Origin of the sequence: Dyella sp. RRB7, from assembly GCF_022761115.1 — a bacterium.
GTDB lineage: Bacteria > Pseudomonadota > Gammaproteobacteria > Xanthomonadales > Rhodanobacteraceae > Dyella.
On record NZ_JAKWJS010000006.1, the window covers coordinates 145,924 to 158,885 of the forward strand.

The following is a 12,962-nucleotide window of genomic DNA, read 5'->3' on the forward strand; positions in this document are numbered from 1 at the left end:
CGATGAGGTGTTCGTGTATCGCGCACAGGGTGCGCTCCCTGGCGGCAGCGCCGTCAGTGGATCACACCATCAACGCATGCATCGGCAACAACCACAGCGAGAGCGCACCCAGCGCACTGCCGATGGCGGTGGCGGCGATCACGTCGCTCGGGTAATGCAGGCCAAGGATCACGCGCGATGCACCCACTAACGCGGTGAAGGTGAGCAGCAGCGGCGCCAGCACCGGATACCAGGCCAGCGCCACGACGGTGAAGCTCACGGCCTGCAGCGTGTGGCCCGAGGGGAAGCTGAACTCGTCCAGCGGCGGCACGTGTGCGATCACGCCGGGGCAGGCGCGGAACGGACGCGGACGACGCGTCCAGCGCTTGAGCAGGCGATAGAGCAGCAGCGCCGCCAGGCCCGTCACCGCCATCTGCGCCGCGGCGAAGCGGCCGCGATGGCCGTCGATGAGAGCGAGCACGAGCATCAGCGAGTACCAGAACACGCCATCGCCCAGTCGGCTGATGACGCCAAAGAACGCACCGACGGCGCGGCGCGTGCCCCAGCGGTTGGCCGCCACGCACATGCGGCGATCGATCGCGAACCTCGGGCCTGCGGGCAACTCAGGCGTGTGCAGCGGTGGCATGGTGTTCATGCGGATGCTCCTGGGCCAGTTCACGCAACAGGTTTTCGAATTCGCCGATGACGGCGTCCGGTGAGAGGTTGGCAATGCTGGCGTGGGCGGCGCGGCCCATGTGGCGGATCAGGCTCGCGTTGCTGGCCAGGGTGGTGGCGGCGTCGATGAAGGCGTTCTCGTTGCCGGCATCGATGCGATAGCCGTTATGGCCACTGCGCAGATGCTCGCGTGCGGCGCCTTCCTCATAGGCCACTACCGGCAGGCCGGAGGCGAGCGCTTCGAGGATGACGTTGCCGAACGTCTCGCTGAGGCTGGGGAAGGGGAACAGGTCCGCGCTGGCGTAGTGGCGGGACAGCATCTCGCCGCGCTGCATGCCGGCGAAGATGAAATCCGGATTGGCCGCCTGCAAGGCCGCGCGCGCCGGTCCGTCGCCGACCCAGACGTAGCGCGCATGGGGCACCTGCTGCTGGATCGAGCGGAAGCTGCGCACGGCAAGGTCGAGATTCTTCTCCGGCGCAATGCGTCCCACGTACAACACCACCGGTGAGTTGCCATCCACGCCCCACTGGCGGCGCAATCCGGCGTCGCGATGGCGGGGATGGAACAGCTGCGTGTCGACGGCGCGTCGCAGCAGGCGCGCGGTATCGACGCCGAGTGTTTTCAGCTCATCGGCCAGGGCTTCCGTGGGCACCAGCGTCGCCGCGGCGCGGCGATGGAAGCGGCGCAGATAGTTGCGCACCACCGGCGTGAGGAAGCCCACCCCATAGTGATCCGCATAGGTGTCGAAGCGGGTGTGGAAGCCGGTGGCGGTGGGAATGCCGAGCCGTTTCGCGGTGCGCACCGCCGACCAGCCCAGCGGGCCTTCGGTGGCGACGTAGATCGCATCCGGGCGCAGCCGCGTCCAGCGCTCGCGCAGGATGTCGCTGGCCGGAAGCCCGAAGCGCAGGCCGGGATAGCGGGGCAGCGAGGCGCCGCGAACCTCAAGGGTGACGATGCCGGGCTCGTCGTCGAACGGCTGCCGCTGACGCGGGCGGATCAGGTCGACCGTGTGCCCCTGCGACGCCAGACCGGCGGCGAGGCTGTGCACGGTCAGTGCCACGCCGTTGATCTCGGGTGGATAGGTTTCGCTGACAATGCCGATGCGCACTTGAACATACCGTTGGCTGGCCCGGAGCAGGTTCCACCTTGGGCGTTGCGGGGCCGTGGCGTATGTATGACGCCCGCGTGACGGAGCGCCACTCGCGGCGGGTGCCACGAGTACACTGGGCGGACTTGCCATCATGGAGACACGTCGATGAAACGCATTCTGCTTGCCCTGGCACTGGCTACCCTGACCGGCACCGCGTTCGCCACCGATGCTCCGGCACTCCCGATCACCAAGGCTCCCGCGGGCGCCGAGGTCTACATCGTGTCACCCAAGGACGGCGCCACCGTGGGCCAGGAATTCACCGTGGTGTTCGGCCTCAAGGGCATGGGCGTGGCGCCTGCGGGGGTGAAGAAGGAAGGCACCGGGCATCACCATCTGCTGGTGGATGTGACCGAGCTGCCACCCGCCGGTCAGCCCATTCCGAAGGACGAGCACCATCTGCACTTCGGCAACGGCCAGACTGAAACCACGCTCAAGCTGGCGCCGGGCAAGCACACGCTGCAGCTGGAGCTGGCCGATGAAAACCATGTTCCGTTCGACCCGCCGATCGTGTCCAGGCCGATCACCGTCAACGTGAAGTGAAGCCGCTGGTGCGGCGGCCCGTCATGGCCGCCGCCCGCGGGTGCCGGTCTGGGTGCCGGATCGGCTAAAATCGCGCCTTTCGCCTTTCAAGACAGCCGCGTCCATGACCGTCCGCACCCGTTTCGCCCCCAGTCCCACCGGCTTCCTGCACATCGGCGGCGCCCGCACGGCGCTGTATTGCTGGCTGGAGGCCCGCCGCCGCGGCGGTGAATTCGTGCTGCGCATCGAGGATACCGACCGCGAACGCTCCACCGAGGCGGCCGTGCAGGCCATCCTGGACGGCATGCAGTGGCTGGGCCTGAACCACGACGAAGGCCCGATCTACCAGACCGCTCGCCTGGAGCGCTACAAGCAGGTCGCCGACGAGCTGCTCAAGGCCGGCAAGGCCTACTACGCCTACGAGAGCAAGGACGAGATCGAGGCCATGCGCAACGAGGCGATGGCCAAGGGCGAGAAGCCTCGCTACAACGGCTATTACCGCGACCGCAACGAGCCGTATCGCGACGACCCCAACCGCGTGATCCGTTTCAAGAACCCGACCGAGGGCTCGGTGGTGTTCGAGGACAAGGTGAAGGGACGGGTGGAGTGGAGCAACGCCGAACTGGACGATCTGGTGATCTTCCGTTCCGATGGCTGGCCTACCTACAACTTTGCCGTGGTGGTGGACGATATCGACATGGGCATCACCGAGGTGATCCGTGGCGACGACCACGTCAACAACACGCCGCGCCAGATCAACATCTATCACGCGCTCGGCGCGCCGGTGCCGGAGTTCGCGCACCTGCCGATGATCCTCGGCCCTGATGGCCAGAAGCTCAGCAAGCGCCATGGCGCGGTGAGCGTGATGCAGTACCGCGACGACGGTTTCCTGCCGCACGCGCTGCTCAACTACCTGGTGCGCCTGGGCTGGTCGCATGGCGACCAGGAAATCTTCTCGGAAGAGGAGATGATCCGCCTGTTCGATATCGGCGACGTGAACAAGGCCGCATCGCGTTTCGACGTCACCAAGCTGTCGTGGCTCAACCAGCATTACCTGAAGACCGACGACCCGGCGGCCATCGCACCGGAATTCGAATGGCACCTCACGCAGGCCGGCATCGACTTCAGCAAGGGGCCCAAGCCCGCCGACGTCATCGTCGCCCTGCGTGATCGCGTGCAGACGCTGAAGGAAATGGCCGAGCGCGCCAAGATCTGGTACGGCCCGATCCTGGAGTGGGACGACAAGGCCGTTGCCAAGCATCTGCAGAACGACACCGCCGTGCCGGTGCTGGAAGCGGCCAAGTCACTGCTGGCCGCGTGCGAGTGGACGCCCGCGGCGATCCACCAGGTGATCGAACAGGTCGCCGCGAAGCTCGAGCTGGGCATGGGCAAGATCGCCCAGCCGCTGCGCGTGGCGATGACCGGTACGCAGGTGTCGCCGTCGATCGAGCACACCATCTATCTGGCGGGGCGCGAGGAAGCGCTCAAGCGCGTCGATGATGCGCTTGCCAAGGCCAGGGCCTGACGCTCTGCTCCCTCCCCCTGCAAGCAGGGGGAGGAGTTATCAGGATGACTTGCTCGTCTGCCCTGACTGCCAGCCACCGCCCAGCGCCTGTATCAACGCCGCCGTATCGCTAAGCCGCATGGCCTGTGCCTGGATGCGCGTGATGCGTGCCTGCTGATAGGCCTGTTGCGCATTGATCAGCACCAGCGAGTCCACATAGCCGAGCTGCTGCTGCTTCCGGGTGAGTTCCAGCGTGCGCATGGCGGCACGTTCGGCATCGTCGGCAGCGGCCAGTGCGCGCGCGTCGCTGTCGATGGCGTACAGCGTGTCGGCCACGTTCTGGAAAGCGCCGAGCACCACGCTGCGGTACTGCGCGGCAGACTGCTGCAAGGCGGCTTCCGCGGCACGTTGCTTGTGCTTCAACGCGCCGAAGTCGAACACGGTCTGGCTGACGCTGCCGGCGAGCGCCCAGAACACGTTGTCGTCGGTGAACATGCGGGTGAACGAGGTGGAACTGCCGCCATAGGCGCCGGAGAGGGTGAACTGTGGCAAGCGATTGGCCAGGGCCACGCCGACCTGGGCGCTTGCCGCATGCACGTTTTCCTCGGCGGCACGTACGTCGGGGCGCTGGTCCACCAGTTGCGAGGGCACGCCCTGCGGCAGCGTCACCGGCAGGGTGAGGTGTTCGAGATCGAACTGCGGTGCGCCGGCCTGGTCCGGTGTGTCGCCGCACAATACGGCCAGCAGGTCGCGATTCTGCGCCAGCTGCTTCTGCAACCCGGGCAAGGCCTGCCTGGCCTGGGCGAGCGCGCTTTCCTGGGCGGCAACATCGAGTCCCGAGGCATAACCGAGCCGTGCCTGGTGGTGCAGGATATCCAGCGCCTGTGTCTGCGCGGCAATGACCGCCTCGGTCGCCTCGATCTGCGCGCGCAGCGACGCTTCCTGGATCGCCGCATTCACCACGTTGGAGGCCAGGCTCAGGCGCGCAGCTTCGAGCTGGTAGCGCTGGTTTTCGGCCTGCGCCTGCAGCGACTCCACCGTGCGCCGGTTGAGGCCGAACACATCCGGCGCATAGGTGATATTCAACTGCGCGGTGTGCAGCGTGTAGTACGTCGCGTTGGAGGTGAGCGCGGGAGACAGCGTACCCACCGCATCGCGCTGGCGTGACGGCGTGTAGTTGAGCTGGGCGGAGGGAAAGTAGGTGGCACGCTGTGCCGCGACGCTTTCCTGCGCCTGGCGCAGCGCCGCCATGGCGGCATCCAGATCCGGGTTGTGGGCCAGCGCACGCTGCACCCGATCGTTCAAGGCGTCGGAGCCGAACACCTGCCACCACGTCTGCGCGATGGCCTGGCCGGAGGCGAGCCGCTGCGGCCGGGCGGCGTCGTCACCGGCCGTGGCAGGCAGCGCCTCGCGGGTGAACTGCGCGGGCGAGGGCGTCGCCGGGCGCTGGTAGGCGGGACCCACGGCGCAACCCGCGCAGGCCGCAGCCAGCGCCGCGGCCAGCAGCGTGCGACGCCAGGCATGCATGGAACGGCTCATCGCGCACCTCCATCCGGTCGACGCTGCTTGCGCTTCTGCGACCACTCCACCACCAGCACCTGCAGTGCCGGCGCAACGATCAGCAGCATCACCGGACCCAGCAGCATGCCGCCAACCACCACGGTGGCCAGCGGTCGCTGCACCTGGCTGCCGATGCCGGTGGACAGGGCCGCCGGCAACAGGCCGATGCAGGCGGACAGCGCCGTCATCAGCATCGGGCGCATGCGCTGCTCGGCGGCCTGGGTCATGGCGTCGAGCGGTGTATGGCCGGCGAATACGAGGTGGTTGAAGTAGGTGATGACCAGGATGCCGTTCATCACCGACACGCCGAACAGCGACACGAAGCCGATCGCCGCCGAAATGCTGAAGTCCAGTCCGGAGAGGTAGAGCGCGATGATGCCGCCGGCAATGGAGAACGGGATCGCCGCGAGCGTGAGCAGGCTGTCGCGCCACGAGTTGAACAAGGCGAACAGCAGGGCGAGGATCAGCCCCATCGCGATGGGCAGCACCACCGCCAGTCGTTGCTTGGCCTGTTGCAGGTCGTTGAATTCGCCGGCCCACGCCAGGTGATAGCCCGGCGGCAACGTCACCTGCTCGGCGATGCGCCGCTGGGCATCGGCCACGGTGCTGCCCAGGTCGCGGCCGCGCACGCTGAATTTCACCGGCACGAAGCGCTCGTTGCGCTCGTGGTAGATGTACGAAGCACCGGTATCCAGCGTGATGCTGGCCACGTCGCGCAAGGGCACATAGCCGGTGCCGCCATTGGGCAGGTTGTAACCCACCTGGATGTTGCCGACGTCCTCGATGCTCTGGCGATACTTCGGCGCCAGTCGCACCACCAGGTTGAACTGGCGATCGCCTTCGAGCACGGTGGTGGCCGAGGTGCCTCCCGCCGCCGCCTGCACCACCGTGTTGATGTCGCCGGTATTGAGGCCGTAGCGCGCCGCCCTGGCGCGATCGATGGTGATGTTGAGGTTGGGCTGGCCCAGCACGTGGAACACGCCCAGGTCCTGCACGCCGGGCACCTGCTGCATCACACGCATGACCTGGTCGGCCAGGCGTTCGAGTTCCGGCAGCTCGGGGCCGACGATCTTCACCGAGTTGGCGCCCTTCACGCCGGACAGGCCTTCCTCGATGTTGTCCTGGATGTACTGCGAGAAGTTGAACTCGACGCCGGGCATGGCGTTCTCGAATTCACCCTGCAGGTCGGCCACCAGTTTCTCCTTGGTGTGACCGCTGGGCCAGTCGTCCTGTGGCTTGAGCGGCACGAACAGCTCCACGTTGTAGAAACCCGACGCGTCGCTGCCGTCATCGGGGCGGCCGTGCTGCGACACCACCGTCACCACTTCCGGATGCTTGAGCAGGATGCGGCGCAACTGGCCCACCTTGTCCTCGCCCGCTTCCAGCGAGATGGTGGAAGGCATCGAGGCGCGAATCCACAGGTTGCCTTCTTCCAGCGCGGGCAGGAACTCCGTGCCCACGCGGGTCAGCAGCAGCACGGCCAGCAGCAGGAAGCCCACGCCCAGGCCCACGGTGGTGCGGCGGCGCCTCAGCGCCCAGCGCAGCACGGGTGTATAGACATGGCGGATGCCACGCACGAACCACGTCTCGGTTTCCTTCACGTGCTGCGGCAGCAACAGCGAGGCCAGCACCGGCGAGACGGTGAAGGTGGCGATCAGGGCGCCGGACAGCGCGTACGCATAAGTGCGGGCCATCGGATTGAAGATCTGGCCTTCCACGCCCTGCATGGTGAACAGCGGAATGAACGCCGCCACGGTGATGGCCGAGGAGAACAGCACCGCGCGGTCCACCTGCATGGCGCTGATGAACAGCAGGCGCAGGCGTTCGGTCCAGCCATGGGTGGCGCCGCCGCGCATGTAGGTGCCCAGGTCGCTCTGCGCCGCCTCGTGCAGCAGTTCCTGGCGCTCGGCCGCGTTCTTCTGGAAGTTGCGGAAGATGTTCTCGATCAGGATCACCGCCGAGTCGACGATGATGCCGAAGTCCACCGCGCCCAGTGACAGCAGGTTGGCCGAATCGCCCAGCAGCACCAGGATGATCACGCTGAAGAACAGCGCCACCGGAATGTTGGCGCTGACGATGATGGCGCTGCGCAAATCGCCCAGGAAGATCCACTGGATCAGGAACACCAGCAGGCAGCCGAACACCAGGTTGTGCAAGACGGTGTGGGTGGTCACCGCCACCAGGGTCGAGCGGTCGTAGAACGGCACCAGTTTCACGCCGGGCGGCAACGTGCCATCGCTGTTGAGCTTGGCGACTTCGTCCTTGACCCGCGCCACCACTTCGTTGGTCTGCAGCGTGCGGTTCATCACCACGATGCCGGTGACCACGTCGTCCTGCGTGTCGCGGCCGGCGCGGCCCAGGCGGGGCACCGCGCCCACGTCCACCTTCGCCACGTCCTTGACCAGTACCGGCGTGCCGTTGGACTGGTTGAGCACGGTGTTGCCGATGTCGTCGACATCCTTGATCAGGCCCACGCCACGGATGTTCACCGACTGCTGGCCGATGTTGATGGTGCGGCCGCCCACGTTGCTGTTGGCGTTGCCGATGGCGGCCACCAGCTGGGGCAGGGTGATGCCATAGCCCTGCAGTTTGGCGAGGTCGGCCTCGACGTCGTATTCCTTGGTGGTTCCGCCCCAGGTGACCACCTGCGCCGTGCCCGGCACCGACAGCAGGCGTCGCGTCACCACCCAGTCCTGCAAGGTACGCAGTTCGGTGAGGCTCATCGACGGCGGGCCCACCAGCTGGTAGCGGAAGATCTCGCCGACCAGGCTGGAGGCCTGGATCTGCGGCTGCACGTTGTTAGGCAGGCTGACGTTCTGCTGCAGCGCCAGCGCGGCCTGGGTGTAGTCGAAGTAATAGTCGGTGCCGTACTTGAAGGTGACGCGCACGAACGACAGCCCGTAGAACGAGGTCGAGCGGATGCTCTCCACGCCAGGGGTGGTGGCCAGGCCCACTTCCATCGGGCGCGTATAGCTGCGTTCCATTTCCTCGGCCGACAGCCCGGGCGCCTGCGCGGTGATCTCCAGGATCACCGGCGCCGGGTTGGGGTAGGCCTCGATGTTGAGCTTGGCATAGGCAATCAGACCGGCGATGACGAAGGCGGCCAGCGCCATCAGCACGATGGCGCGGCGGGTCAGCGCGAACGCGACGAGACCTCTGAACACGATCAGTCCTTATGGAAAACGAATGGCTTGCGCGCTCACTGCGACTGCAGTGCTAGCGCGTTGCTCAGGAACAGTGCGCCTTCGGCGGCGATGCGCTCATGCGGCGGCAGGCCGGCCAGCACCGGGTAGTAGCCATCCTGCAGCTGGCCCAGTTGCACTGGGTGGCGCGTGAAATGCAGGCCATCGGTAGTGGTGAACACCACCATCGCGCCGGTGCCCTCGCGCACCACGGCATCCACCGGCACCGCATCGTGGCGGGTCGGCGCGGCGGTGGTGATGCGGTAGTTGGCCAGCATCTGCGGGCGCAGGCCGGCCGGCGGCGCATGCAGCACCGCGCGCAGCGTCACGCGGTGCGTGGCCGGGTCGGACGCGCTGCCGACGTAGTCGACGCGAGCGCTGATGGGGTGCTCCGGCAGCGCGGGCAGGGTCGCGGCAAGCGGCTCGCCGACGTGCACCAGCGGCGCATCCGCTTCGGCGACATTCGCCACCAGCCACAGGCTGCTGGCATCGGAAATATCGAACGGCACTGGCGTGCCGCCCGGCTGCACCAGGTCGCCGGGTGCCACGTTGCGCGCAGTGACCGTGCCGGTGATCGGGCTGGCGATGCGCCATTCGCCATCGACACGATGCGTCGAGGCGATGCGGTCGATCTCCGCATCGCTCTTGTCGAAGATGCGCAGCGCCCGTCGCGCCGCCTGGTAATTGCCCTCGGCCGTCTGCTGGTCCGAAATGGCCTGCTCCAGATCGCGCGGCGCATTGGCCTGCACCTGCGCCATGCCCTTGGCGCGCTCCAGTGCCTGGGTGGTCTGCGCACGCGCGGCGGCGGCGCTCACCAGGGTGGCTTCGGCCTGGGCGAGGTCGGGACTGTCGACCGAGAACAGCACCTGGCCGCGGGTGACGTTGTCCCCGGCCTTGGCAAACACTTCGCGCACCCGCCCCGAATACGGCGAACTCACCTGGGCGAAGTGGTCCTGGTCGAAATCCACGTAGCCCACGGCATCGATGCGCGGCGAAAACTCGCGCTGGGTAACCTCGGAAATACTGACCTGCTTCGCCTGCTGGGCATTGATGGCAACCGTTTGCGGGTCGCTTGGCTTGGCCGCCTGCGGCGCTATCTGTGCCGAGGCCGGCGAACCCTGGCGCGCGATCACCACCAGCAGGATGGCCGCCAGCATGCAGCAGCCCGCGATAAGTCGTCCTTGGTGCTTTTTCATGTACCTGTTGCCGTTGCTCGCCGGCGCCGGGGAATGCGCACGAAATCCGCCAGGCGCATGCGCCTGGTCACCACGACTTCTCTGGTGCCCGCCAGCACGTTGCCCGATCCGGCGGACACGACAAAAACGTCCGCTGGAAACTTAGTCCGGTGCCGGCGGCGGCGACAGTTACGGTTTGGAAAGGCTGGCCGCGGGAAGCATGATGTCGACCTTCAGGCCGGGCGAAGTGTTTTCCAGGGTGAGCTGGCCGCGATGTAGCGCCACCACTGCCGCCACGATGCTCAGGCCCAGCCCGTTGCCGCGCTGGTGCCGGCTGGCATCCACCCGGAAGAAGCGCTCGGTGGCCCGCGACAGCGCCGCTTCCGGAATACCGGGGCCATCGTCCCGCACGCTGATGTTCACCCGCTCGCCGTCCTGCATCGCCAACACCTGGACGTTGGCGCCCTCGCCGGCGTACTTGAACGCGTTGTCGAGCAGATTGGCCAATACCCCGGCAAGCAGGTGCCGGTCGGCCAGTACCCGGGGTTCGCCTTGGACCGTGCATTGCAGGCCGATGGAGTGGGCTTCGGCGGCCGGCTGGTAAAGCTCCATGATGTCGTCGAGCAGCCCGCGCACGGCCAGCGGCTCGAAGCTTTGCCGGCGCACTCCCGATTCGGCCTCGGCGATCTGCAGCAGTTTGTCCAGTACCGCGATCAGGCCGTCGATCTCGTCGATGGCGTATTGCGCGCCCTGCGGCAGCCGTTCTTCGCGCTGGGGCGAGCGCAGGGCCTGTTCCAGCGCGCCGCGCACCCGGCCCAGCGGTGTGCGCAGGTCATGCGCAATGGCATTGGAGACGTTGCGCGAGGTGTCCATCAGGCGCTCGATTTCATCGAGCATGTCGTTGATGTCGCGAGCGACCACCGCAAATTCATCGCGCGAGCGTCCCACCGCGACACGCCGATGGAGCCGGCCGGCGGCGATCTCGGTAGTGGTGCGGTGGATCGCCTTGAGCTGGCGCTGGAGTTGCGCGCGGAACAGCACGGCGCCGCCACCGGCCAGCATCACCGCCAGGATGCCGCCCAGCGCCAGCGCCACCAGGATCATGTGTTCGAGCTCGCGCACGTCGCGCATGTCACGCCCCACCAGCAGCACGCTGCCATCGGCGAAGCGATAGCTGAGTACGCGGCTCAGCGAGTGGCGGCCCAGGCGCCGCACTTCGAGCTGGCGCAGGCCATCGCTGGTGACGGCCGAGGGTGGCCACGCGGTGAGGTTGCCGATCAGCGGGTGCCCGCTGGCGTCGAGCAGCAGGTAGATCTCGGTGTCGCTGTCCTGGTTGTCGGTGAGCAGGCCATGGACCTCCAGTGCCAGCGCGCCGATGCCCTGTTGCTGCTCCACCTGGATCAAGTGGCGCGAGGTGCTGCGCAGTTGTTCGTCGATATTGCGACGGAGCAGCCCGGCGGTGGCGACATAGAACACGGTGGAGATCACCGCCACCGACAGCAGCAACAGCAGGCCATAGCCTGCGGCCATGCGGAACACCACCGAATGGCGAAAACTAGCCATCGACGTCGCTGCCGCCAATGGTGAAGCCCACGCCGCGCACGGTGCGGATCAGCGTCGCGGCACCGTCCTTGTCGATCTTGTTGCGCAGGCGGCTCATCTGCACGTCGATCACATTGGTTTCGGGGTCGAAGTGATAACCCCACACCGCTATCAGCAGCATCTTGCGCGTCACCACTTCGCCCTGGTGGCGCATCAGGTATTCCAGCAACTGATACTCGCGCGGCTGCAACAGGACCGGCCGGCCGCCACGGAAGACCCGGCGCGTGCGCGGTTCCAGGGTGAGGTCATCGACGCGAAGCAGTGCAGGTTCGGCGCGCTGGCCGGCGCGCCGGGCCAACGCTTCGATGCGCGCCAGCAATTCATCGAGTGCGAACGGCTTGGTCAGGTAGTCGTCGCCACCGCTGCGCAAGCCGCGGATGCGTTCGTCCAGGCTGCTCAGTGCGCTGAGCACCAGCACCGGCGTGCGGTCGTCGCGCAGGCGCATCGCGGCGAGGATGTCCAGCCCGTCCAGGCCACCGGGCAGCATGCGGTCCAGCAACACCAGATCCCACAGTTCGCCGGTGGCGCGCGCCAGGCCACTGGTGCCGTCATGGCACACCTCGACCTCGTGGCCCGCCTGGCCCAGGCTTTCGCGGATCAACGCGGCGGTTTGGGTGTCATCCTCGATCAGCAGGCAGCGCATGGCTTCCGGTCCGGCAAATAGGTGGGGCAGGCAAGGCGGTGGGTGCATGCCACGCGCGCAGGCCGCATCATCCGCCTATCGTAGTCAGTTGGCGGGGGGCTCGTGGAGCAGTGGCTGGACAAGGCGATGCAGGGCGTGGATCCGGACAGCCCGGATGCCTTCCTGCGGATCTTCGTCAACCTGATGGCGGCGATGCCATGGGCGGCCCTGTTCTGGTGGAGCGTGGTGTTTGTGGTGGTGGGTGCGTTGCTCGGTTGGTGGCGGGGGCGACTGCTGGAAGGCATCGCATGGGCCGCCGCGCTCGGCCCGTTCGGCTGGGTCGTGGTGCTGATGCGCCCGCGTCCCAGGCCAAGGGCGGTGCCGCCGCCGCTGCCGCGCCGGCGTTGAATCGAGGGATCTTGCGCAGGGGTGTATGATGAAACGCGAGGTGAACCCATTGAGCCAGACCGTCTCCAGCAAGCCGCATGTGCATGACCACCATCACGACGATGCCCAGAGCTTCGTGCGCGCGGTGGAGCACGCCAGCGAGGAGCGCGGCCTGCGCCTCACGCCGCTGCGCAAGGAAGTGCTGGAACTGGTCGCCGCCGCCGGCAAGCCGGTGAAGGCTTATGACCTGCTCGACCAACTGCGCGAGCGCCATGGCAATGCGGCGCCACCCACGGTGTACCGCGCGCTCGACTTCCTGCTCGAGCACGGTTTCATCCACAAGTTGGAATCCATCAACGCCTTCGTCTCCTGCCATCATCCGGCCGAGGCACACCAGGTGCCGTTCCTCATCTGCGACCACTGCTCCAGCGCGCAGGAAGTGTGCGACGAGCGCGTGGCCGAGCTGATCGAGGCACAAGCCAAGGCCTTCGGCTTCCGCCCGCAGGCGCAGACGCTGGAAGTGCACGGCCTCTGCAAGAACTGTCGCAAGGCTTAAGCAGGCTCCGCGGTCCCGCGCGGGGTCGGTTTGCGTTTGCGACGTTATAA

11 protein-coding genes are annotated in these 12,962 nt (G+C 67.0%); 4 read left to right on the top strand and 7 right to left on the bottom strand.

The annotated features are described in order from the left end of the window. Positions 1-61 precede the first annotated feature (61 nt). Positions 62-634: a phosphatase PAP2 family protein gene (locus MJ606_RS14430; protein ID WP_243050235.1), complete on the bottom strand. Its 573-nt coding sequence runs from the start codon at positions 632-634 to the stop codon at positions 62-64. After that, complete coding sequence (locus MJ606_RS14435; protein ID WP_243050236.1) at positions 603-1,763, bottom strand: glycosyltransferase family 1 protein; 1,161 nt, start codon at positions 1,761-1,763, stop codon at positions 603-605. Before MJ606_RS14435 ends, MJ606_RS14430 begins: the two co-directional genes overlap by 32 nt. Before the next feature lie 147 nt (positions 1,764-1,910). Between MJ606_RS14435 and MJ606_RS14440 the strand changes: the two genes are divergently transcribed. Together MJ606_RS14440 and gltX are read left to right on the top strand one after the other, a co-directional pair. Further along, on the top strand, positions 1,911-2,345 hold the full coding sequence (locus MJ606_RS14440) for a DUF4399 domain-containing protein (RefSeq protein ID WP_243050237.1): 435 nt from the start codon (positions 1,911-1,913) through the stop codon (positions 2,343-2,345). Between the two features lie 103 nt (positions 2,346-2,448). Further along, positions 2,449-3,849, top strand: coding sequence for a glutamate--tRNA ligase (gltX, locus tag MJ606_RS14445; RefSeq protein ID WP_243050238.1), 1,401 nt, complete (start codon positions 2,449-2,451; stop codon positions 3,847-3,849). Between the two features lie 39 nt (positions 3,850-3,888). On the opposite strand, the gene MJ606_RS14450 is transcribed toward gltX, so the two are convergent. From MJ606_RS14450 to MJ606_RS14470, 5 genes are all read right to left on the bottom strand, one after another. Continuing rightward, entirely contained in the window at positions 3,889-5,367 is a 1,479-nt protein-coding gene (locus tag MJ606_RS14450; protein ID WP_243050239.1) for an efflux transporter outer membrane subunit, read from the bottom strand. Beyond that, on the bottom strand, positions 5,364-8,552 hold the full coding sequence (locus MJ606_RS14455; protein ID WP_243050240.1) for a CusA/CzcA family heavy metal efflux RND transporter: 3,189 nt from the start codon (positions 8,550-8,552) through the stop codon (positions 5,364-5,366). The genes MJ606_RS14450 and MJ606_RS14455 overlap by 4 nt, the downstream gene beginning before the upstream one ends. Positions 8,553-8,587: 35 nt before the next feature. Continuing rightward, on the bottom strand, positions 8,588-9,766 hold the full coding sequence (locus MJ606_RS14460; RefSeq protein WP_243050241.1) for an efflux RND transporter periplasmic adaptor subunit: 1,179 nt from the start codon (positions 9,764-9,766) through the stop codon (positions 8,588-8,590). Positions 9,767-9,934: 168 nt separating this feature from the next. Then, the gene (locus MJ606_RS14465; RefSeq protein ID WP_243050242.1) at positions 9,935-11,308 is read right to left on the bottom strand and encodes a HAMP domain-containing sensor histidine kinase; all 1,374 of its coding nucleotides are present in this window, start codon (positions 11,306-11,308) and stop codon (positions 9,935-9,937) included. Further along, positions 11,301-11,990: a response regulator transcription factor gene (locus MJ606_RS14470; protein ID WP_243050243.1), complete on the bottom strand. Its 690-nt coding sequence runs from the start codon at positions 11,988-11,990 to the stop codon at positions 11,301-11,303. The genes MJ606_RS14465 and MJ606_RS14470 overlap by 8 nt, the downstream gene beginning before the upstream one ends. 102 nt (positions 11,991-12,092) lie before the next feature. Between MJ606_RS14470 and MJ606_RS14475 the strand changes: the two genes are divergently transcribed. Next, the gene (locus tag MJ606_RS14475) at positions 12,093-12,377 is read left to right on the top strand and encodes a hypothetical protein (protein WP_243050244.1); all 285 of its coding nucleotides are present in this window, start codon (positions 12,093-12,095) and stop codon (positions 12,375-12,377) included. A gap of 25 nt (positions 12,378-12,402) precedes the next feature. Beyond that, the gene (locus MJ606_RS14480; protein WP_243050245.1) at positions 12,403-12,912 is read left to right on the top strand and encodes a transcriptional repressor; all 510 of its coding nucleotides are present in this window, start codon (positions 12,403-12,405) and stop codon (positions 12,910-12,912) included. Positions 12,913-12,962: the final 50 nt, after the last annotated feature.

What these genes read in the sequence shown, in the direction of transcription:
- MJ606_RS14480 (WP_243050245.1), top strand. Translation starts at nt 12,403, where the DNA reads ATGATGAAACGCGAGGTGAACCCATTGAGCCAGACCGTCTCCAGCAAG.
- MJ606_RS14470 (WP_243050243.1), bottom strand. Translation starts at nt 11,990, where the DNA reads ATGCGCTGCCTGCTGATCGAGGATGACACCCAAACCGCCGCGTTGATC.
- MJ606_RS14460 (WP_243050241.1), bottom strand. Translation starts at nt 9,766, where the DNA reads ATGAAAAAGCACCAAGGACGACTTATCGCGGGCTGCTGCATGCTGGCG.
- gltX (WP_243050238.1), top strand. Translation starts at nt 2,449, where the DNA reads ATGACCGTCCGCACCCGTTTCGCCCCCAGTCCCACCGGCTTCCTGCAC.
- MJ606_RS14450 (WP_243050239.1), bottom strand. Translation starts at nt 5,367, where the DNA reads ATGAGCCGTTCCATGCATGCCTGGCGTCGCACGCTGCTGGCCGCGGCG.
- MJ606_RS14440 (WP_243050237.1), top strand. Translation starts at nt 1,911, where the DNA reads ATGAAACGCATTCTGCTTGCCCTGGCACTGGCTACCCTGACCGGCACC.
- MJ606_RS14465 (WP_243050242.1), bottom strand. Translation starts at nt 11,308, where the DNA reads ATGGCTAGTTTTCGCCATTCGGTGGTGTTCCGCATGGCCGCAGGCTAT.
- MJ606_RS14430 (WP_243050235.1), bottom strand. Translation starts at nt 634, where the DNA reads ATGAACACCATGCCACCGCTGCACACGCCTGAGTTGCCCGCAGGCCCG.